The sequence below is a fragment of the Hymenobacter sp. 5317J-9 genome, from assembly GCF_022921075.1.
Classification (GTDB): domain Bacteria; phylum Bacteroidota; class Bacteroidia; order Cytophagales; family Hymenobacteraceae; genus Hymenobacter.
In genome coordinates this window covers 2,053,756-2,073,951 of sequence record NZ_CP095050.1, presented here as the reverse complement: position 1 = coordinate 2,073,951, position 20,196 = coordinate 2,053,756, and the positions used below count along the sequence as shown (strand labels likewise).

General features: G+C 63.6%; 21 protein-coding genes. 14 read left to right on the top strand and 7 right to left on the bottom strand.

What is annotated here, in order from left to right:
- The first annotated feature begins 234 nt into the window (after positions 1 to 234).
- From MUN81_RS08615 to MUN81_RS08605, 3 genes are all read left to right on the top strand, one after another.
- On the top strand, positions 235 to 1,542 hold the full coding sequence (locus tag MUN81_RS08615; protein WP_245116886.1) for a cystathionine gamma-synthase family protein: 1,308 nt from the start codon (positions 235 to 237) through the stop codon (positions 1,540 to 1,542).
- Positions 1,543 to 1,650: 108 nt separating this feature from the next.
- Positions 1,651 to 2,451 carry a hypothetical protein gene (locus MUN81_RS08610; RefSeq protein ID WP_245116884.1) on the top strand — a complete coding sequence of 267 codons (801 nt, stop codon included), beginning with the start codon at positions 1,651 to 1,653 and terminating at the stop codon, positions 2,449 to 2,451.
- Between the two features lie 224 nt (positions 2,452 to 2,675).
- On the top strand, positions 2,676 to 3,605 hold the full coding sequence (locus MUN81_RS08605) for a DUF3667 domain-containing protein (protein ID WP_245116882.1): 930 nt from the start codon (positions 2,676 to 2,678) through the stop codon (positions 3,603 to 3,605).
- Positions 3,606 to 3,680: 75 nt separating this feature from the next.
- On the opposite strand, the gene MUN81_RS08600 is transcribed toward MUN81_RS08605, so the two are convergent.
- The 4 genes from MUN81_RS08600 to MUN81_RS08585 all read right to left on the bottom strand — a co-directional run bounded on the left by MUN81_RS08600 (position 3,681) and on the right by MUN81_RS08585 (position 7,891).
- A complete protein-coding gene (locus MUN81_RS08600; RefSeq protein ID WP_245116880.1) occupies positions 3,681 to 4,652 on the bottom strand; it encodes a deoxyhypusine synthase family protein in 972 nt (323 codons plus the stop codon).
- A gap of 92 nt (positions 4,653 to 4,744) precedes the next feature.
- Positions 4,745 to 5,281, bottom strand: coding sequence for an ATP-dependent protease subunit HslV (gene hslV, locus MUN81_RS08595; protein ID WP_245116878.1), 537 nt, complete (start codon positions 5,279 to 5,281; stop codon positions 4,745 to 4,747).
- A gap of 114 nt (positions 5,282 to 5,395) precedes the next feature.
- Positions 5,396 to 7,117: a pyruvate dehydrogenase complex dihydrolipoamide acetyltransferase gene (locus MUN81_RS08590; RefSeq protein WP_245116876.1), complete on the bottom strand. Its 1,722-nt coding sequence runs from the start codon at positions 7,115 to 7,117 to the stop codon at positions 5,396 to 5,398.
- A 159-nt stretch (positions 7,118 to 7,276) separates the two neighbouring features.
- Entirely contained in the window at positions 7,277 to 7,891 is a 615-nt protein-coding gene (locus tag MUN81_RS08585; RefSeq protein WP_245116874.1) for a histidine phosphatase family protein, read from the bottom strand.
- A 140-nt stretch (positions 7,892 to 8,031) separates the two neighbouring features.
- On the opposite strand from MUN81_RS08585, the gene MUN81_RS08580 reads away from it, so the two are divergent.
- The 5 genes from MUN81_RS08580 to MUN81_RS08560 all read left to right on the top strand — a co-directional run bounded on the left by MUN81_RS08580 (position 8,032) and on the right by MUN81_RS08560 (position 13,171).
- Positions 8,032 to 8,463, top strand: a complete 432-nt coding sequence (locus tag MUN81_RS08580) for a hotdog fold thioesterase (protein ID WP_245117376.1) — start codon at positions 8,032 to 8,034, stop codon at positions 8,461 to 8,463.
- Between the two features lie 24 nt (positions 8,464 to 8,487).
- Positions 8,488 to 9,696, top strand: a complete 1,209-nt coding sequence (locus tag MUN81_RS08575) for a chorismate-binding protein (protein ID WP_245116872.1) — start codon at positions 8,488 to 8,490, stop codon at positions 9,694 to 9,696.
- A gap of 127 nt (positions 9,697 to 9,823) precedes the next feature.
- Entirely contained in the window at positions 9,824 to 11,704 is a 1,881-nt protein-coding gene (menD, locus tag MUN81_RS08570) for a 2-succinyl-5-enolpyruvyl-6-hydroxy-3-cyclohexene-1-carboxylic-acid synthase (protein WP_245116862.1), read from the top strand.
- A 127-nt stretch (positions 11,705 to 11,831) separates the two neighbouring features.
- Positions 11,832 to 12,656 carry a 1,4-dihydroxy-2-naphthoyl-CoA synthase gene (menB, locus tag MUN81_RS08565; protein WP_245116860.1) on the top strand — a complete coding sequence of 275 codons (825 nt, stop codon included), beginning with the start codon at positions 11,832 to 11,834 and terminating at the stop codon, positions 12,654 to 12,656.
- A 119-nt stretch (positions 12,657 to 12,775) separates the two neighbouring features.
- A complete protein-coding gene (locus MUN81_RS08560; protein WP_245116858.1) occupies positions 12,776 to 13,171 on the top strand; it encodes a DUF2809 domain-containing protein in 396 nt (131 codons plus the stop codon).
- On the opposite strand, the gene MUN81_RS08555 is transcribed toward MUN81_RS08560, so the two are convergent.
- Positions 13,168 to 13,356, bottom strand: a complete 189-nt coding sequence (locus tag MUN81_RS08555; RefSeq protein ID WP_245116856.1) for a hypothetical protein — start codon at positions 13,354 to 13,356, stop codon at positions 13,168 to 13,170. The genes MUN81_RS08560 and MUN81_RS08555 overlap by 4 nt on opposite strands.
- 120 nt (positions 13,357 to 13,476) lie before the next feature.
- On the opposite strand from MUN81_RS08555, the gene MUN81_RS08550 reads away from it, so the two are divergent.
- From MUN81_RS08550 to MUN81_RS08540, 3 genes are read left to right on the top strand one after another with little or no spacing between them, the layout of a single operon-like run.
- Entirely contained in the window at positions 13,477 to 13,926 is a 450-nt protein-coding gene (locus MUN81_RS08550; protein WP_245116854.1) for a hypothetical protein, read from the top strand.
- Between the two features lie 36 nt (positions 13,927 to 13,962).
- Positions 13,963 to 15,072, top strand: a complete 1,110-nt coding sequence (locus tag MUN81_RS08545; protein WP_245116852.1) for an AMP-binding protein — start codon at positions 13,963 to 13,965, stop codon at positions 15,070 to 15,072.
- A 23-nt stretch (positions 15,073 to 15,095) separates the two neighbouring features.
- Positions 15,096 to 15,938 carry a DUF481 domain-containing protein gene (locus MUN81_RS08540; protein WP_245116850.1) on the top strand — a complete coding sequence of 281 codons (843 nt, stop codon included), beginning with the start codon at positions 15,096 to 15,098 and terminating at the stop codon, positions 15,936 to 15,938.
- A 14-nt stretch (positions 15,939 to 15,952) separates the two neighbouring features.
- Here the strand turns inward: MUN81_RS08540 and MUN81_RS08535 are convergent, their stop codons facing one another.
- Together MUN81_RS08535 and MUN81_RS08530 are read right to left on the bottom strand one after the other, a co-directional pair.
- Entirely contained in the window at positions 15,953 to 16,651 is a 699-nt protein-coding gene (locus tag MUN81_RS08535; RefSeq protein WP_245116848.1) for a hypothetical protein, read from the bottom strand.
- A 74-nt stretch (positions 16,652 to 16,725) separates the two neighbouring features.
- On the bottom strand, positions 16,726 to 18,135 hold the full coding sequence (locus MUN81_RS08530) for a TlpA disulfide reductase family protein (protein WP_245116846.1): 1,410 nt from the start codon (positions 18,133 to 18,135) through the stop codon (positions 16,726 to 16,728).
- 168 nt (positions 18,136 to 18,303) lie between these two features.
- On the opposite strand from MUN81_RS08530, the gene MUN81_RS08525 reads away from it, so the two are divergent.
- Genes MUN81_RS08525 through MUN81_RS08515 form a run of 3 tightly spaced genes read left to right on the top strand, consistent with a single transcriptional unit; the run spans position 18,304 to position 20,165 of the window.
- Positions 18,304 to 18,744 (top strand): ABA4-like family protein, encoded by a 441-nt coding sequence (locus tag MUN81_RS08525; RefSeq protein ID WP_245116843.1) that lies wholly within the window; start codon positions 18,304 to 18,306, stop codon positions 18,742 to 18,744.
- Between the two features lie 38 nt (positions 18,745 to 18,782).
- Positions 18,783 to 19,262 (top strand): DUF1772 domain-containing protein, encoded by a 480-nt coding sequence (locus MUN81_RS08520; protein WP_245116841.1) that lies wholly within the window; start codon positions 18,783 to 18,785, stop codon positions 19,260 to 19,262.
- Between the two features lie 45 nt (positions 19,263 to 19,307).
- Positions 19,308 to 20,165 (top strand): hypothetical protein, encoded by an 858-nt coding sequence (locus MUN81_RS08515; protein WP_245116839.1) that lies wholly within the window; start codon positions 19,308 to 19,310, stop codon positions 20,163 to 20,165.
- Positions 20,166 to 20,196: the final 31 nt, after the last annotated feature.

The following is a 20,196-nucleotide window of genomic DNA, read 5'->3' as shown; positions in this document are numbered from 1 at the left end:
CACTACTTATCCTGCTTGTGCTGAAATGGGGCAGCGTTGAGGCGGCCATGCACGAGAAGGTGAAACTGCGGTGGGCCAGGCGGGCGCCCCCCGGCCGGGAGCGCCATAAACCGGCTCATTTTCAACTCCAAAGCCCCGCCACACCCTCGCGGCGGGGCTTTTGTGCGTTTCTCCTCCAAAACAAAATCCTACCTTCACGCTCCCAATCTTCTCTTCCCACCCAATTATCATTTCATGCCCACCCTTCACGACCATGCCCACATCGGCGGCCAACCCCTGCGCCCCGAAAGTTTGATGATGAGCTACGGCTACACCCCCGCCTGGAGCGAGGGCGCCATCAAACCCCCTATTTTTCAGACGTCTACCTTCGTCTTCAATAGCGCCGAGCAGGGCAAGGCCTACTTCGAGCTGGCCTACGGCCTGCGCCAGGCCAACCCCGACGAGGAGATGGGCCTCATCTACTCCCGCCTCAACAACCCCAGCCTGGAAATCCTGGAGCACCGCCTCACCCTCTGGGACGGCGCCGAGGAAGCGGCCAGCTTCGCCAGCGGCATGGCCGCCATCAGCACCACGCTGCTGGCCCTGCTCAAGCCCGGCGACGTGGTGCTGCACTCCGAGCCGGTGTACGGCGGCTCCGACTTCTTCCTGAAAAACGTGCTGCCCAAGTTCGGCATCACCGCCGTGGGCTTCCGCCCCACCGCCACCCCCGAGGAACTCACCGCCCAGGTGGCCGGCATCGAGCAGGGCCGCCTGGCCATGATTTTCGTCGAAACCCCCGCCAACCCCACCAACCACCTCGTCGACCTGGAAGCCTGCGCCGCCCTGGCCCGCCAGCACGGCACCCCGGAGCACCCCATTCGGCTGGTGGTGGACAATACTTTTCTCGGGCCAGTTTTCCAGCATCCGCTCAAGCACGGGGCCGACGTGGTGCTCTACTCGGCCACCAAGTTTCTGGGCGGCCACTCCGACCTCATTGCCGGCGCAGCCCTGGCCAGCAAGCCGCTGATGAAGGAAATCAAAGCCATGCGCACCTTCATGGGCACCATGTGCGACCCCAACACCGGCTGGATGCTCATGCGCTCGCTCGAAACGCTGAAGCTGCGCATGGAGCGCGCCGCCCAATCGGCCCAGACCATTGCCGACTGGCTGCGCCAGCACCCGCTGGTGGCCCGCACCTACTACCTCACCCACCTTGAGCACAACCCCGCCCAACAGGATATCTACCGCCGCCACTGCCTCTCGCCCGGCTCCATGATTTCCTTTGATATTAAGGGCGGCGAGCCCGAAGCCTTCCGCTTCCTCAACGCCCTGCGCCTCATCAAGCTGGCCGTGAGCTTGGGCGGCACCGAAAGCCTGGCCGAGCACCCCGCCACCATGACGCACTCCGACATCTCGGTGCCCGAGCAGGCCGAAATGGGCATCACGGCCCAAATGATTCGCCTCAGCATCGGCGTGGAAGACCCGCGCGACCTGATGCTGGATTTGGAACAGGCATTTGCGGCCGTGGGCGTGGTGAAGGAGCGGGCGCTGGAAATGGCGTAGTTTTTTGTTTATTGACACAGTATGCCTTGGTTGGGTTGACGATATATTGTCTAACCCAACCAAGGCATTTGCTTTCCTGCCAATGTTGTTGAATGCAGTCCATTCAGAATGACATATTCCCGCGCTTTTTCTCCACTGGTTTCAGCTGTTGCGCTGTTCTTTCTGTTGTCTACAGCCACCCTATGTAACGGACAGTCTGAGAATCTGAAGACAGCATACCCAGGCTTAAAAACGCTGGTGTATTCCCATGGCCCAAGCGGTTTCGAAAGCGTTAGCAAATGCACGCCATGTATTTTGGCGCGATACGATAAGGACGGCCATTTATACACCAAAGCCGTTCAATATACCGATTGCGGCGTTGGCTTTTATAACGAATATTACCCGAGCGGCAAACTAAAAATAACGGGACAGCATCGGGAAAATGACACTGGCAAATGGGACGACGTCTATGACCGGGGCTTATGCTGGGCCAAAACCGGCGAGTGGGTTTTCTATTCTGAAACGGGCAAGGTCATCACCAAAGAATATTGGAAAGATGGCACCTTCCTGAAACAAGTACCCGAACGCTCCCTCAACGAAGCGTGGAAAATCAACTTTATTCTAAACGGCAATATTCTTGAAAAAGACGCCCGTATCAGCATGAGCGACATCAATAATTTAACTATCGTGCCTGTTTTCAAAAATAAGTCGAACAACAAACCTGCTTATTGCAGCACGTTAACGATATCCGCGACAGGCAAAGTGCAAATACACGTCGATTTTTCAGAAAATGGGAAATTAGAAACGGATGTTTCTGCTTTGCTTAAGGCAAAAGGATATAATGACCCGAGCAAAATCAGCCTTTATATTCTAACTACCAATCAAATGGACAACAAACAAAGCTGGGGGCATTCTTTCACATTCAAGTAACCCGCACTCATCCCGTTAGAAACAGTACTTATGGAAGCTAAAAGAGCCGGCCGCTTCCTCAGCGGGCGGCTCTTTTTTGTAGTGCGCCCCCTGTAATTGGCGTGGCGGAAAGGCAATAGCGGCCACCCGCGCAGCAACTTTCTGCACCAAAAAATAACTTGTCCTCCGCTGCGCACCCTTTATATTTAGCTATTTAACACCTCATTTTCTGCTATTCAACGCCTATGCTGCTTGACTACTCCACGCAACTGACGGCACTGGTGGCCGTCGACGCCCTTGAATCGGCCCCCAGCGGTGGCCCCCAGGCCCACCACGCCTGCCTCGACTGCGGCGCGGCCCTGACCGACAAGTTTTGCGCTCATTGCGGCCAGCCAGCCGACACGCACCGCATCACGCTGAAGCACCTGCTGCTGCACGACCTGCCGCACTCCGTCTGGCACGTCGACAAGGGGCTGGTGTACACTTTCTATCAAATGCTGACGCGCCCGGGCCTTACCATCCGGGGGTACCTGGCCGGGCAGCGCACGCGGCAGTTCCGTCCGGTGAGCTACCTGCTGCTGTTGGTTGGCCTATCGGCGCTGGTCATGTCGGCTTTTCAGTTCGACCTGCAGCAGGCCATGCTGTCGTCGCAGCCCACTAGCGCGGGTTCGCCATCCATGGGGCTGATGTCAGTGGTGATGGAGCGTTACCTGTCCACCACCATGAAGCACCCCTACCTGATGCAGTTGGTGCTCATGCCGCTCAACGCCTTAGTAGCGTGGTGGCTGCTGAAACGAGCGGGTTACAACTACGCCGAAATATTGCTGGCCAACTGCTTCATCGGGGGCACCCTCACCGTCATCAATCTGGCCGTGATGCTTCCCGCACTGCTGGCCGGCAACCCCGCCTTCCTAAAGTCGGCCTCGCAACTGGTCTTTATCCCAACGCTGATTTATTCGTTCTGGGTACACGCGCAGCTCTTGCAGGCTGCTCCCACCTTTACCGCAGTGCGGCGCTACAGCCGGGCGCTGGGCATTTCGCTACTGCAAATTGTGGTGCTGCTATTAGCGGCCATGGTGTGCATCATCGTGCTCACGGTGCAAGTGCTAAACGAGCGGCCGGACCTGCGGCCAAAAGCTGTTCCCAAGAAGGCAACGGCGGCGGCCACGCGCTAACCGCCCCCACCCCAAAAATAAAAAAGCCCGCCGCTGTACCAGCGACGGGCTTTTTTTTCGTTGATACAGCGGCAATTACTGCCCCAGCACGATGGCGAACACCAACGGCGCCACGATGGTGGCGTCCGACTCGATGATGTACTTCGGGGTTTTCTCGCCCAGCTTGCCCCAGGTGATTTTCTCGTTGGGCACGGCGCCGGAGTAGCTGCCGTAGCTGGTGGTGGAGTCCGAAATCTGGCAGAAATAGCCCCACAGCGGCACCTCGTGGCGCTGCAAATCCTGGTGCAGCATGGGCACCACGCAGATGGGGAAGTCGCCGGCAATGCCGCCGCCAATCTGGAAGAAGCCCACCTTGCTTTCTTCGGTGGCGTTCTGGGTGTACCAGTCGGCCAGGTACATCATGTACTGAATGCCCGTGCGCATGGTGTGCACGTTCTTCACGTCGCCGGTCATCACGTGGCCGGCGTAGATGTTGCCGAGCGTGGAGTCTTCCCAGCCGGGGCAGATGATGGGCAGGTTTTTCTCGGCTGCGGCCAGCATCCAGGAGTCTTTGGGGTCAATCTGGTAGTACTGCTCCAGCTCGCCGCTCAGCAGAATCTGGTAGAAGAATTCGTGGGGGAAATAGCTTTCGCCGGCCTTATCGGCCTTCTCCCAGAACTTCAGCACCGAGTGCTCCAGGCGGCGCATGGCCTCTTCCTCGGGAATGCAGGTATCGGTCACGCGGTTCATGTGGCGGGCCAGCAGGGCCTGCTCGTCGGCGGCGGTGAGGTCGCGGTAGTGCGGCACCCGCTCGTAGAAGTCGTGGGCCACCAGGTTGAAGATATCCTCCTCCAGGTTGGCGCCGGTGCAGCTGATAATCTGCACCTTGTCCTGCCGAATCAGCTCGGCCAGCTGAATGCCCATTTCGGCGGTGCTCATGGCGCCGGCCAGGGTTATCATCATCTTGCCGCCATCGGCGAGGTGCTTGTTGTAGCCATCGGCCGCGTCCACAAGGGCGGCAGCGTTGAAGTGGCGGAAGTGGTGGCGGATGAAGTTGGAAACGTGCATGGGTTGGGGAGTTGTGTTGTTTTCCGGGTTGTATCGAACGGTCATGCTGAGCGCAGTCGAAGCATGACGTTCTTCTTAAACGATGACAAGCGCTACGACGGCGACTCAATCATCAAATTATGATTGGTGTAGATGCAGATGTCGGCCGCGATGTTGAGGCCCTCTTCCACCATCTGGCGGGCGGTGAGGTGCGGCGCGTGCTTCTTAAGCGCCAACGCCGCCGCCTGCGCATACATCGCGCCCGAGCCGATGGCGGCCACGTCGGAGTCCGGCTCCAATACGTCGCCGGTGCCGCTGAGGATGAGCAGCTCGTCCTTGTCGGCTACCACCATCATGGCTTCGAGCTTGCGCAGGTACTGGTCTTTGCGCCAGTCCTTGGCCAGCTCAATGGCGGCGCGCTTGAGGTTGCCGCCGTAGCTGGTCAGCTTCTCCTCGAAGCGGTCGAGCAGCATGAACGCATCGGCCGTAGAGCCGGCAAAACCGGTTACGACTTTGCCATCGAGCAGCTTGCGGACTTTGCGCACGTTGTTCTTGGCCACGTGCTTGTCCATGGTGGCCTGCCCGTCGGCGCCGAGGGCGATTTCGCCGTTGTGCCGGATGCCGAGGACGGTTGTTGAGCGAATCTTCATTTCAGTGAACAGTGAACAGTGAGCAGTGAACAGTTGAGCGCCATAAAAGCAAAGTGAGCAGTGAATGTAGCCGGGGCCACTGTTCACTGCTCACTGTCAACTGTCCACTGATTATCAAATCATCAAGCGCATGGGGTCTTCCAGCAGGCTTTTCAGCGTTTGCAGGAAGGCGGCACCGGTGGCGCCGTCCACCACGCGGTGGTCGCAGCTCAAGGTCACCTTCATGATGTTGCCGATGGCCAGCTGGCCGTCTTTCACAATGGCGGTTTGCTTGATGCCGCCCACGGCCAGGATGCAGGCATCGGGCGGGTTGATGATGGCGGTAAACTCATCGATGCCAAACATGCCCAGGTTCGAGATGGTGAAGGTGCTGCCCTCCCACTCGGCTGGCTGCAGCTTCTTGCTCTTGGCTTTGCCGGCCAGCTCTTTCACCTCGTTGGCGATGGTGGCCAGGCCTTTTTGGTCGGCGTTGCGAATCACGGGTACCAGCAGACCTTCGTCCACGGCCACGGCCACGCCGATGTTGATGACCTTGTTCTGGCGGATTTTGTCGCCTAGCCACGAGGAGTTCACGGCTGGGTGCGAGCGCAGCGCAATGGCCGCTGATTTCAGCACCAGGTCGTTGAAGCTCAGCTTCACCGGCGACAGCTCGTTGAGCTTTACGCGGGCTTCCATGGCCTTGTCCATGTTGATTTCCATCGTGAGATAGAAATGCGGGGCCGTGAACAGGCTCTCGGACAGGCGCTTGGCAATCACCTTACGCATCTGCGACACGGGCGTGTCGGTGTACGTATCGGTCGAGGCCGGGGCGCTGGCAGCCGGGGCAGCGGCCGGGGCGGCTGCTTGCGGGGCCGGGGCCGAAGTAGGAGCGGCAGCGGGCGCCGCCTGCGCAGCGGCCGGAGCAGCACCGGGCTGGAAGTTCTCCACGTCGCGCTGCACAATGCGGCCGTTGTCGCCCGAGCCCACCACCTGGGCCAGGTTGATGCCTTTTTCTTTGGCAATGCTCTTGGCCAGCGGCGAGGCCAGGATGCGGCCGCCATTAACCGCCGGCGCAGCTGCAGCCGGCTGAGCCGGGGCAGCAGGCGCAGCGGCCGGAGCAGCAGCTTCTGCAGGTGCAGCAGCCGGGGCGGGTGCCGCAGCGGCACCGCCGCTTTGGCCGCCCAGCAGGGCCTGAATGTCGGCTCCTTCCTCGCCAATGATGGCCAGGATGCCGTCGACGGCCACGGCTTCGCCGGCTTTAGGGCCGGTGTAGAGCAGGGTGCCGTCTTCGTAGTTTTCCAGCTCCATGGTGGCTTTGTCGGTCTCGACTTCGGCCAGCACGTCGCCCGATTTCACTTTGTCGCCCACGTTTTTCAACCACGCGGCAATGGTGCCTTCGGTCATCGTGTCGCTCATTTTGGGCATGCGCACCACGGTGGCTTTTTTGCCATTGGCCGGGGCAGCGGGAGCAGCGGCCGGCGACGGAGCGGTCGGAGCCGGGGCCGGCGCAGGAGCCGCCGGTGCTTCCGCCTTGGGAGCTTCGGGCGCAGGAGCAGCGGCCGGAGCCGGGGCCGCGGCGCCGCCCTGGGCGCCCGACAGCAGGGCCGAAAAGTCCTCGCCTTCCTTACCTACAATGGCCAGAATGCCATCGACGGCCACCGATTCTTTCTCTTTCGGGCCGATGTAGAGCAGGGTGCCGTCTTCGTAATTCTCCAGCTCCATGGTGGCTTTGTCGGTCTCGACTTCGGCCAGGATGTCCCCGGACTTAACTTTATCACCCACCTTTTTGAGCCAGGCCGCGATGGTCCCTTCGGTCATCGTGTCGCTCATTTTGGGCATTTTTATGATTTCGGCCATCAGATTTGTCGCGCTTGGATTGAGGAGGCCAAAATTAGCCCGAAAAGTTGGCCAGACAATCAGCGCAAGGTTTCGCGAGGTGAAAAGAGGTTTCGCGGGGCAAAACCAGCCGCCATCACATCCATTGCGAAACCTCTTTTCACCTCGCGAAACCTTGCGCTATTGCAAATGCGCCACATCGAGAAAATTCTTCACCGTAAACACCGTACCCGTGTACTCCAGCTTGTACAGGCATAAGTTGCTGTGCTCGAAGCCCTCCATGGCGCTGAGCGGGTAGTTGAGCAGCTGGCAAAGCATCACCCGCATGGCGCGGCCGTGCATGCACACCAGCACGGTTTGCTCGTCGGCACGGGATTTCAGCAGCTCGATGAAGGGGCGCTGGCGGGCGGCTACTTCGTCGGGGCTTTCGCCACCGGTCAGGCGGGCGTCGGTGCGGCCGCTCACCCAGTCGTGCAGCACTTGGCGGTACTCGGCGTCTTCTTCCATCGTGATGCGGGTGCCCTCGCGCACGCCCCAGCTTATCTCGTTGAGGCCGGCATGTGCTTCGTGGGGCAGGCCGAGGTCGAGGAACTGCTGCACCGACTCGTGGGTGCGGCGCAGGGCCGAGGTATATACCTTATCGAAGGGCACGTGCCCGTAGGCCGCGAAAAACTGCGCGGCCTGGCGGCGGCCGGTGTCGTTCAGGCTCGAATCGACGCCGCTGCCCTGCACAATGCCGCGCACGTTGAAATCGGTCTGGCCGTGGCGCAGCAGGAAGATGGTCCGGGGCCTCACGTTGCGTGGTAGTTTTGCGGTACAATCCGTCAACAATCGTTCAAAGTACGGGGTTTTAGCCCCGGCCGTTGGACCACCTACCCCTCAACCCGCTGTTCAAAGGCCGTTTTGCGTTTTTGAGCAGCTTTGCCCCTGCCCCCATGACCCTGGAAGAAGTGAAGCGCTGGACGGATTCGCGGCCCAACCTGGCCCACGCCCTTGGCATCGAAATCACGGCCGTGTCGGAAGACGCCCTCGAAGGCCGCATGCCCGTGGACGGCCGCACCCACCAGCCCATGGGCCTGCTGCACGGCGGCGCCTCGGTGGCCCTGGCCGAAACGCTGGGCAGCATTGCCGCCGCTTTGCGCGTGGACCGCAGCAAGCAGGCCTGCGTGGGCCTCGAAATCAACGCCAACCACCTGAAGGGCGTGCGCGACGGCTGGGTGCGCGGCCGCGCCACGCCAGTGCACGTGGGCCGCAGCACGCAGGTGTGGGAAATCCGCATTACGCACGAAGAAACCGGGGCACTGGTCTGCATCAGCCGCATCACAATGGCCGTCATCGACCTGCCCGGCGGCGAAAAGCGAGCGTAGATGCAGGGCCCTGAACTTCGGCAATTGCGCTGGCCCGCCGCGGCGGCTGGCCTCGACGCGCGGGCCCGGCTGCGGCACCTGGCGGCTGGCGCGCTGCGCACCGGCCGCCCGCTCGCCCTGTGGCGCGAGCCTGGTGCCGAGCACCCGCGCCTGCTGGTGGCGCGCAGCCTCGAATCCTCCTTCACCGGCCTGCCCCCGGCCCTGGACGCCCAGGCGCCGGCCGGCTTCGCCTTTTTTCCTTTTAGAGACTCCGACCACAACCCGGCCCTTTTTCTACCCGCCGACGTGCGCTACGACGCGGCCGAACCCGACACCGTGACGGTGGCGCCAGCGGCCAGCGACATCATCCCCGGGCTGGCCGCGTGGCTGGCGGCCCCCACCCTGGACCAGCTGGCCTGGCACCGCGGCCCGCAGCCAGCCCCCCACCCCGCCACTCATACCGAGTACACGCAGCTGGTGGAGAAGGGTGTAGCGGCCATCGAGGCCAAAGAAGTGGTGAAGGTGGTGACTTCGCGCGCGGCGCGGCGGCCCCTGCCGGCCGGCTTCGATGCCTTTGCCGCGTTTGAGGAGTTGGCTGAGCAATACCCACGAGCGTTTGTGTCGCTGGTGAGCGTGCCGGGCGTGGGCACTTGGCTGGGCGCCACGCCCGAAGTGCTGGCCGAGGTGACGGCCGACGGCACCTTCCACACCATGGCGCTGGCCGCCACCCAGCCCGTGACGGCCGAGGTGACGCCGCGCACGGCCATCTGGCGCCAGAAGGAAATTGAAGAGCAGGCGCTGGTGGCCCGCTACATTGTGAGCTGTTTCAAGCAGCTGCGGCTGCGCGAGTACCACGAAACCGGCCCGCGCACCGTGGTGGCCGGCCAGCTGCTGCACCTGCGCACCGACTTTGAAGTGAACCTGCGGCAGGTACCCTTCCCCAATCTTGGCACCGACATGCTGCGCCTGCTGCACCCCACCTCGGCCGTGGGCGGCATGCCCCGGCAGGCGGCCATGGAATTCATTCAAGCACACGAGGGCTACGACCGCGCCTACTACAGCGGCTTTCTAGGGCCGGTAAACGTGAGCGCGCCCGGCGTGGCCCGCCTCTACGTAAACCTACGCTGCCTGCAGCTCCGCGCCGACGAGGCCATTCTCTACGCCGGCACCGGCCTCACCGTCGATTCCGACCCCGAGCGCGAGTGGCAGGAAACCGAAATGAAGCTGCAAACCGTAGCAGCAGTGCTGCAGTAAGCAGTGAATAATTATCAGTGAACAGTGAGCAGTTGCCGGTAGACAATGCCGTTCTGCTTGCTCCTGCGAGCTGTCCACTATTAATCATTCACTGCTCACTGTTAACTATTAACTGACAACTGACCCTATGCAGGCCGTTTACAACATCGCCGAAATCTGCGCCCGCCACGGCATTACCGACGTGGTGCTTTCGCCCGGCTCGCGCTCGGCGCCGCTCACGCTGGCCTTTGCCCGGCACCCGGCGTTCGCGGGCAAACTGCGGGTGGTGCCCGATGAGCGCGCGGCGGCTTTCATTGGGCTAGGCATTGCGCAGGCCACCCGGCGGCCGGTGGTGCTGGTGTGCACCTCGGGCTCGGCGGGGCTGAACTATGCGCCGGCCGTGGCCGAGGCGTTTTTTCAGCAGGTGCCGCTGCTGGTGCTCACCGCCGACCGGCCGCCCGAGTGGATAGACCAGCTCGACGGCCAGACCATTCGGCAACAAAACCTGTACGGGCGCCACGCCAAGGGCGCGTTTGATTTCCCCGTGGACACCACGCACGCCGATGCCAAATGGCACGCCGAGCGCATTGTGAACGAAGCAATCAACCTGGCCAGCGCCTACCCTGCCGGTCCGGTGCAGGTGAACGTGCCCCTGCGCGAGCCTTTTTACCCGAAGGCCGGCGAGGAAGCGCGCTACGAGCAGGACGTAAAAATCATCCGCGACACGGATTACCCTTTTCCAGCGGGCATCCCCTTGCCAGGGGCACTGCAGGACGCCAAAGCCGCCGGCCGCGTGCTGATTGTGGCCGGCCAACACCGAGCCGATGCCGACTTGGAAGTTGCGCTGCGCACGCTTTCCGCCGAGCATGGCTTCCCGGTAATTGCCGACGTCATTGCCAACGTGAGCGGCGAACAGGACCTTTTGCATGATGAAATACTGAACGGTTCGGCCGCCGAAAATCCCGCTTACGATTTTGCTTTGCATCGGCATGATGTGTTTCTGGCGGGCTTGTCGGCCGATGAAAAAGCCGCGTTGCAGCCAGATTTGCTTATCACATTTGGGCAGTCGTTGATTTCAAAAGCCCTTAAGCTATTTCTGCGCGATGCAGCCCCCCAGCAACATTGGCACGTTCAAGCCAGCGGGCCGGCGTCGGACACGTTTCGGCGCACCACGGAAATCATTCGCTTGGAACCAGCCACGTTCTTCCAGGCGCTGGCCACGGCGGAGCTGCCGCCCGCCGACGTGCCGCAGCAGGTCGGTTACGCTATTCAAATTTCGGCTAATTCCACCGAATCGGGCACGCCCACCGGTGCCACGCACTGGTTGTCCTCGGTTCCGCGGGGTGGGTGGCCGGCCGGCCTGGGAGATGCCTGGCACAAGGCCGATGCCGCCGCAACCCAGTTACTGGGCGACTTTTTTGCGCGGCCGATGCCGGAGTTCAATGAGTTTTCGGCCTTCCGACTGTCCCTAAACGCGCTGCCTATTTATACCGCGCTGCACCTGGCCAACAGCATGGCCGTGCGCTATGCCAACATTCTGGGGCTGCCGCACGGCCGGCACATCGAGGTGTTTGCCAACCGCGGCACCAGCGGCATCGACGGCTGCACTTCCACGGCCGTGGGCGCGGCGCTGGCCCAGCCCGGCCGCCCGGTGGTGCTGCTGACTGGCGACGTGGCGTTTTTCTACGACCGCAACGCCTTCTGGCACAACTACCCCACGCCCAACCTGCGCGTGGTGCTGTTCAACAACCACGGCGGGGGCATTTTCCGCATCATCGACGGGCCGCGGCAGCAGCCGGAGCTGGACGAGTTTTTTGAGACGCGCCAGGGGCTCACGGCCGAGAACACGGCGCGCGATTTCAACCTGCGCTACTTCCCGGTTTCGACGTTTGCTGAACTTGAAGCCGCGCTGCCGGTTTTCTTTGCAGCCGAAACCGGCGCGGCAATTTTGGAGGTCTTTACCGACTCTAAAACCAACGCGGCGTTTTTTGAGCGATACCGCGCGGCGGTGAAACAAGCCTTTTCTTAACCTTTGATTGAACGTCATGCAGAGCGCAGCGAAGCATCTTTACCGCAGTAACTGATTAATTACTGGTGGCGGGCAAGATGCTTCGCTGCGCTCTGCATGACGTTCTTTCTTATTCATTCCATCCCCTATGCCCGAACAAATCAGCTGGACGCCCATCAAGGAGTTCAAAGAAATCCTCTTCACGCAGCACGGCGGCATTGCTAAAATCAGCATCAACCGGCCGCAGGTGCACAACGCCTTCACGCCGCTCACGGTGCAGGAGATGATTGAGGCCATGAACATCTGCCGCGACCGCACCGACATCGGCGTCATCATTTTCACGGGCGAGGGCGGCCGGGCCTTCTGCTCGGGCGGCGACCAGAGCGTGCGCGGCCACGGCGGCTACGTGGGCGACGACGCCGTGCCCCGCCTCAACGTGCTCGATTTGCAGAAGCAGATTCGCTCCATTCCCAAGCCCGTGGTGGCCATGGTGGCCGGCTGGGCCATTGGCGGCGGCCACGTGCTGCACGTGGTGTGCGACCTGACCATTGCGGCCGACAACGCCCGCTTCGGCCAGACCGGCCCCAACGTGGGCTCGTTCGACGGCGGCTTTGGGGCCTCCTACCTGGCGCGCATCGTGGGCCAGAAAAAGGCCCGCGAAATCTGGTTCCTCTGCGACCAGTACAACGCCCAGGAAGCCCTCGACATGGGCTTGGTAAACAAAGTGGTGCCGCTGGAGCAACTGGAGGAAACCACGGTGGCCTGGTGCCACAAGATTTTGCAAAAAAGCCCGCTGGCGCTACGCATGCTCAAGTCGTCGTTCAACGCCGAACTCGACGGGCAGGCCGGCATCCAGGAGCTGGCCGGCAACGCCACGCTGCTCTACTACCTGAGCGACGAAGCCAAGGAAGGCCGCAACGCCTACATGGAAAAGCGCCAGCCCGACTTCTCGAAATTCCCGAAATTCCCGTAGTCGCGGGCGGTTGACTCTTTATGAAAAAGGCCTGCACCAACGTGCAGGCCTTTTTTGTGGACAGGTTAGTTTTGCCCCGGCCGATGCAGCCGCTTACTCTTCCCAATTACCTGTACCCTATGCTCACCTTCCGCAGCGGCTATTTCTGGGCGGGCGTGGGCGTGCTGCTGGTTGAAATCATCATTGCGCGCTACGTGCACGACGCGCTTATCCGGCCGTATTTCGGCGACATGCTGGCGGTGGTGCTGGTGTATTGTTTTTTGCGCAGCGTGCTGAAAGCGGGCGTGCTGCCGCTGGCGGGCCTGGCCCTGCTGGTGGCCTGCGCCGTGGAGGCCGGCCAGTACTTTCACCTGCTGCGGTGGTTGGGGCTCCAGCATTCGGCGCTGGCGCGGGTGGTGCTGGGCACGGCCTTTTCATGGCTCGACCTGCTCACGTATGCGGCGGGCGTTGCCGCCATTCTGGGCGCGGAAAAACTTCGCGCGGCGGATGGTGAACCCGCGTCGTCGCCCTTCTAAAAGGCCTCCCCAAAGGCCCGGCAGCCCTCGCACCAGCCAAAGAAAAACCGCAGGCGCTCGTGCTTGCGCTCTTTCTTTTCGGCCTTGGCCTGGGCGCGGGCTTGCTGCTGTTCCGGTGTGAGGGCCTGGGGCTGCGGGTTGGAAACCGGCACGGCGGAGGGCGGGCTTTGCGGGTGGGAGTTCATGGCGGAAGGGCTTGATGGAGAACCTATATTAGCCATTATTTGCCGTAAAGTCAAGTGTTTTGCCTGGGCTTGGGGCTGCGGACGCAGCTGCCGGCCCGGCGCCGCCGCTTTTCTACCGCCATGACCGACGCCGACTTTCACCGCGCCATTCGCTACGTTCGCCGGATGCACTGGCTGCACTACCCGGTGCAAGGCCTGCTGATGGCGGGTGCGGTGCTGGCAGCCGGCTCGCACGCGGCCACGGGCAGCAGCACCGAGCCGCAAATGGCCACGTGGCCGGCGCTGCTGGGCTTGGTGGCGGCGGTGCCGGTGCTGGCCGTGGTGCTGGTGGCCCTGTACCGGCGCCTACGCCCCAGCCTGCGCCGGCCGGCCGAAGAAAACCTGCGCATTTACCTGGGCCGCATCTTCCTGCGCAACAGCTTGGCCAGCCTGGTGGCCCTGCCCATGCTGGCCTCTTTTGCGTTCACGCATTCGTGGTTCGACCTCGTGGCCGGCGCGGCCATGCTGCTGGCCCTGAGCTGGCGGCTGGCACCGTCGGCCACCACCTACCAGCGCTGGCTGCTGAGCTAGCGCCCGGGCATCGGGCCGCGCAAGTAGCTTTGCGGCATGACCAACGCCCTGCCCACGTCCCTCCTGCTCAACGGCCGCGAATACACTTACGCGGCCATCCAACAATACCCCGCCCAGCTGGCCGCGCCCGTGAACGGCTACGAGGCCAAGGTGCTGGACTTTGTGCGGCAGTGGCTGACGGGCACCCAGGAATTTGGTCTCACCACCTCGGGCAGCACGGGCGCGCCCACGCCCATCACGCTGCGGCGGCGGCAGCTCGAAGCCTCGGCCCAGCGCACGGCCGACTACTTCGACCTTGGCCCCGGCGACCGCGCCCTGGTGTGCCTCAACTGCGAATACATTGGCGGCATGATGATGCTGGTGCGCGGCCTGGAGCGCAACATGCACCTCACCATTGTGGAGCCGCACGCCAACCCGTTTGAGTACGTGGATGCCGACGCGGAATTTGACTTTGCCGCCTTTGTGCCCCTGCAGCTGAAGGCCGTGCTGGCCGCCGGCCTGGCCCCGCGCCTCAACCAGATGAAGGCCATTCTGATAGGCGGCGCGCCCGCCGATGCCGCCCTGCAGCACGAGGTGCAGCCGCTGCGCGTGCCGGTGTACCTCACCTATGGCATGACCGAAACCTGCTCGCACGTGGCCCTGCGCCGCCTCAGCGGCCCCGAGGCCGGGCCGACGTTCCGGGTGTTCACGGGCATTGCGGCGGGGCAGGACGAGCGCGGCTGCCTCACCCTGCGCGGCGACGTGACCGATGACCATCTCATCATCACCAACGACCGGGTAAACCTGCTCGACGCCCACACCTTCGAGTGGCTGGGCCGGGCCGATTTTGTGATAAACTCGGGCGGCGTGAAAGTGCCGGCCGAGAAGGTAGAGCTGATACTCGACGTGGCTTTGGCTGAAATTGGCGAGTCGCGCCGCTGCTTTGTGGCCGGGCAGCCCGACGAGCGCCTCGGCCAGGCCGTGACGGCCTTCATCGAAGGCACTGCCCTGGCGCCCGAGGCCGAACAACGGCTGCAAACGCTGCTGGCCGAGCGCCTGGGCCGCTACGAGCAGCCCAAGCAGCTGCGCTACGTGCCCGAATTCAAGATGACGGCCACGGGCAAGCTCGACCGGATGGGCACGCTGGCCAGCCTGCCGCAGGCATGAGGCGGCCCGCCTTTTTCAGGAAATTGACCGGCCATGCCGCCGGGCTGCTGCTGCTCGTGCTGCTGCTGGCCAGCCAGGCGGCGCGCGCCCAAACCGACTCGACGGCCACGGCCCCCGCCGATTCGTCGGCCGTGAGCGCCGGCACCTTTGCCCCGCCGCCGGCCGGGCTGCCCTCGGCCGAGTTTGAGACCTACAACGTGGACGGCACCGGCGTGCGCTACACGGCCGCGCTCACCGGCCTCTACACCACCGGCACGGTGGAGCGGGTGTATTTCAGCACCAGCCATACGGGCGGGCTGGTGGTGGGGCACTGGCAGTTTCCGGCCGCGCTGAGCTATAGCTACGGCCGACAGGACGGCGCCCTGCGCGAGCGGGAATTGCTGCTGCTGACCACGCCCGACTACCGCGTGGGCCGCTGGAAGCTCTACGCGCTGGGCGAGTTTGAAACCAGCAACCTTCGCGCCATTGCGCAGCGCGTGGTGACGGGCGGCGGCGCGGGCTACCAGCTCTACGCCGACACGCTGCACAACGAACTGGCCGTAAGCACTTTTTTGCTGAATGAGCGCACCGACTACAACTCCGAGCCGGCGCTGCTCCGGCACGTGGTGCGCAGCTCCACGCGCCTCAAGCTGCGCCTGAACCGGGGCGTGGCCAGCTTTTCGGAGCTGCTGTTTTACCAGCCCAGCCTGCGCGACCCCGGCGGCGACTACCGCCTGAACAGCGCCACGGTGCTGGCCATCAAGCTCTATCAGCACCTGGCCCTGAACCTGGCCTATACCTACTCCTACGAAAGCGTGGTGGTGCAAAACCGCAGCCCGGCCAACGGCACGCTGTCGGTCGGGTTTGCCTACAGCACGGGCAAATAGCGCTGCTTTGGCACTTACTCGCGCCGCAGCCCTTCCTGCGAGAAAAGCGGGTCCTTTTGCTTCAGCACTTTCACCAGCTCGCCCAAAAACACGTTGGCGCGCAGGTAGAACACCGGGCCGTTGAGCTCCTTTTGCACGGAGCGGGGCACAAACATTGGCTGCCGCCACCCCAGCCCCGTGCCGAAGCCGGCCCAATGCAGCAGGCGGTATTGGGCCGCCAGGGCGGGCTCTACCACGCCCAGAAAGTCGCGCGGGGTTTTGTCGAGGTCGCCGTCATTGGCCTCGTAGAGCACGTACACCGAGCCCATGCCCAGCTGCATATTGGCGCTGATTTCCCAGCGGGGCTTTTCGAGCAGCACGTAGCCGGCGTAGGCGGCCAGGTAGCGAAAACGGAGCTGGGCGTCGGCGTCTTCGGCGGCGTTGTCGGGCTTGGCCTGGCGGGTGGGCACTCCGGTACTCAGGAAATAAATGGCCGCCCCGGTGCGGAAACGGCTCTTGAATTCCAGGCCCAGCTTCAGGCCGTTGATGGTGGTGAGGTGGTGGTTGACGATGGAGTAGCGCGAATCGTACTGCGCCACAAACCGGTTGCGCGGCAGGCGCGGAACAGCCGGCCGGCCCTTGATGGTGTCGCGGGGCACGGCAGCGGGTGGGCGGGCCAAGGCCGCTGGTGCAGTCAGCAGCAGCCCACCCAACAAATAGTAAAACAAAGACATAGGCGCCAAATACGTAAAAACTGGCCAGCGGGTGGCAGCCGCTGCCGGATAGTAACCGTGTTGGCGGCCGGTGGTTATCGGGCCAACTCGGCGGTGATGGCAGCCACGGCTTTCTGGCCTTCGCTGGGGCGCGGGGCCGAGCGGGTGATGATGCGGCCATCGCGCCCGATGAGCCAGTAGGTGGGGTAGCCCGTTACCTGGTAGCGGTTGGCCACGTCGTCGCCCTCGGGACTGCGCAGGTGAATGCTGTTGGGGCCGGTGAGGTGCTCGGCGGCCAGCACCTGCTGCCACTTGTCTTCTTTGTCGCGCACCGAGATGTAGACGAAGGCCACGTCGCGCCCCTCAAACTTCTTCCTGAGCTCGTTGCTGGCGGGCATCTCCTGCATGCACGGGCCGCACCACGTTCCCCAGAAATCGAGGTAGATAACCTTGCCGCGCAGCTCCGCCAGCGACACTTTTTTGCCCTCGTGGTTCAGCAGCGCGAAGTTCGGGGCCGGGTTGCCCACCTTCACCGCCAGCTGCCGGCCGATGAGGATGCGCAGGTCGCGCGCCATGGTGGAGTCGTGGTTGTGGGTGCGGAAAGTGGGATAGGCGGCTAGCACGCCATCGAGGTCGGTATCGAGCTTCCAGCTGTAGAACTGATACATGGCCCGGTCGAGGGCGGCCGTGCTGGGACCGAAATCGGCCTGGGCCTGGGCGTAGTGGCGGCGGGCTTCGGCGGGGTCGGTGCTGAGTTTGCCCGAAGGCGCGAGGCGGTAATTGTAGTTGGTCAGGAAGTTCATTACGGCCATGTTGCCGTTGAGGCCCCGGTCGCCGAGGTACTGGTCAAATTTTTTCAGGGGCAGCTGCTGCAGAAAGTCGAAATACATGGCCGGTATGGTGGGGTAGCCCCCGGAATACAGCAGCAGGCGGTTGGCCCAGGTCAGGTCGATGTCGAGGGTGCGGTCGCGCACAAAATCGGCGGGCAGCGGGTGGGCCTTGGCAAACGTGGTCAGGAAGCTGCGCCGGGCTTGGCGGTTGTCGTCGGCCTCCTGCCGCATCTGGGCCAGCGTGGGCCGGGCCGTGGACGCCGGGCGCGGAGCACGGGCCGGGCTAAACTCAAATTTCCACAGCGCCTGCGCCATGTAGTTGCTGGCATTGGCCCCGCGCCCGGTGTACTTCAGGCTTTCGTCGAAGTTCGGGAAGTCGAGCGTCATGCGCACATCATCGCCGGGCGCGAGGTAGAGGCTGGTGCGCTGGCCCGCATAGGAAAACGTAATGCCCGTGATGCCTTTCAAATCCGGCACCGTGACCTTGAAATCGCCGACGGGGCTGAGCACCGTGCGCACCCGCTGGTGGTAGAGGTGCTGGTGGTATTCGAGCCGAATTGAATCGCCAGCCGGGGCGTGGGCGAGGTGGCCGTGGCAGGTGGCGCGGGGAGCAGGCGCAGCGCGGCGCCCATGGCCAGCGCGGGCAGAGAAAGGAGCATGCGAACAGCGTGACAATGAAAAAAGGATTGGAAAAGTAGGATTCGGCCGGTTTGCAATGGGTTGCTTCGCCCCTACCCAATGGCTGCCTGACCCGTCAAATCCGTCGTTTCGCCCCGATTGCGTGGGTGGGCGGCGCGGCCAAAACGTAAGTTTGAGCCAGCTATTGCAACTCATCAGCCGCTTATGCCCACGCCCGACTTCCTGTTTTCTGTTGCCAACCCCGTGGCCTTGCTGGGCTGGGCGCTGCTGGTGCTGGCCCCGCGCTGGCGCGGCACCCGCGCCGTGGTGCTGAGCGGGGCCCTGCCCCTGCTGCTGGCCCTGGCCTACGCCGCGCTCATCACGGCGCACTACCTGGGCCCGCACGGCCACGAAGGCGGCTTTGGCTCGCTGGCCGAGGTGGCGGCGCTGTTTCGCGACCCGTGGGCGCTGCTGGCGGGCTGGGTGCACTACCTCTGCTTTGATATGTGGACGGGGGCCTGGGAGCTGCGCGACGCCCAGCGGCGCGGCGTGCCCCACGGGCTGCTGATTCCTTGCCTGCTGCTCACCTTCCTGTTCGGGCCGGTGGGGCTGCTGCTGTACTTCGGCCTGCGGCAATTCTACGCCACCGCCGAAGTCGCGGCCTAACGTTTCTGCCTGCCTGTCTTCCCCCTGCATTGCGCGCCATGAGTCTTGTTTCTGAAATTCTGCTGTGGCTGTTCGTGGTGAACCTGGGCCTTGCCACCGGCGCCGGCCTGTTCGAAACGCGCATTGTGCTGCCGCAATGGTTCGGCCGCACGGCCGCGGGCTACGAAGTGAACGGCGAGGCCATGCGCGCCCTCGACACGGGCCGCCGGTTCTGGGGCATGGTCACCACGCTGCCGCTCACTTTGCTCACGCTGGCGAGCCTGGTGGCCGGCTGGCAGGCGCCGCCCCCGCTGGGCCCCTGGTGGCTGGCCGCGGCCCTGCTCACGCTGCTGGAGCGCCTGGGCACCTTTGCCTTTTTCATTCCCACCGCCCTGCGCCTGCAACGCGCCGCCCCCGGGGCGAGCCCCAGCCGGCTCATTGGCTGGTGGCTGCGGCTGAACTACCTGCGCCTGGCCCTCAACCTGCTGGCCTGGCTGGCGGCGCTACGTGCTTTCTCGCTGCTGCGGGCCGTTGGCTGAGGCGGCCCTGGTTTCCCATTCACTTTCCACTTTTCACTGCGCATCATGAAAACTGCCTTGCTGCAAACCGTCCTGCTCTCGCCGGAAGCGCCGGCGGAATCCTTGTTTGGTTCCGTTGGCGCCGCGCTGCGGGTGCTGCACCGCGTGAACCCCGTGCTCTCCTGGACCGGCTGGCTGAACGTGGCCCTGGCCGCACTGGCCGTGGCCGGGCTGCTGCTCGACCACCGCCTGGTAACCGGCGCCCCGGCCTGGATGAAGCCCCTGAAGTTTGCGCTGTCCATCACCGCCTTCGTCTGGACGCTGGCCTGGCTGCTGGCCGATTTGCCGCAGGCGGCGCAGCGGGCCGTGCAGCTCATCAGCTGGGGCGTGGCCCTGAGCATGGTGGTGGAGCAGGCCGTGATTTTTGTGCAGGCCGCCCGCGGCACCACCTCGCACTACAACACCGGCTCGGCGCTGAATGGCGCGCTCTTTAGCTTGATGGGCATTTTCATCCTGGTGAATACGCTGATGACGGTGTGGGCCCTGTACCTGGTGTGGCGCCACCCACTGCACGGGCCGGCCGGCTACGTGTGGGGCGTGCGGCTGGGGCTGCTGGTGTTTCTGGTGGGCAGCGTGCTGGGCGGCATGATGATTCACAACCAGCAGCACACCGTGGGGGCGCCCGACGGCGGCCCCGGCCTGCCCGGCCTGGGCTGGAGCACCCGCGCCGGCGACCTGCGCATTGCCCATTTTCTGGGCATGCACGCCCTGCAGGTGCTGCCCCTGCTGGGCTGGCTGCTGAGCAGCTGGGCGCCGCGCTGGGCCACGCCGCTCACCTGGACGGGCACCGCGCTGTATGCCGGGGCCGTGGCCGCCCTGTTTGCGCTGGCCCTGGCCGGGCGGCCGCTGTGGGCGGCGCACTAGCAAACCGGCTATTTTTACCCGCGCCGCACTT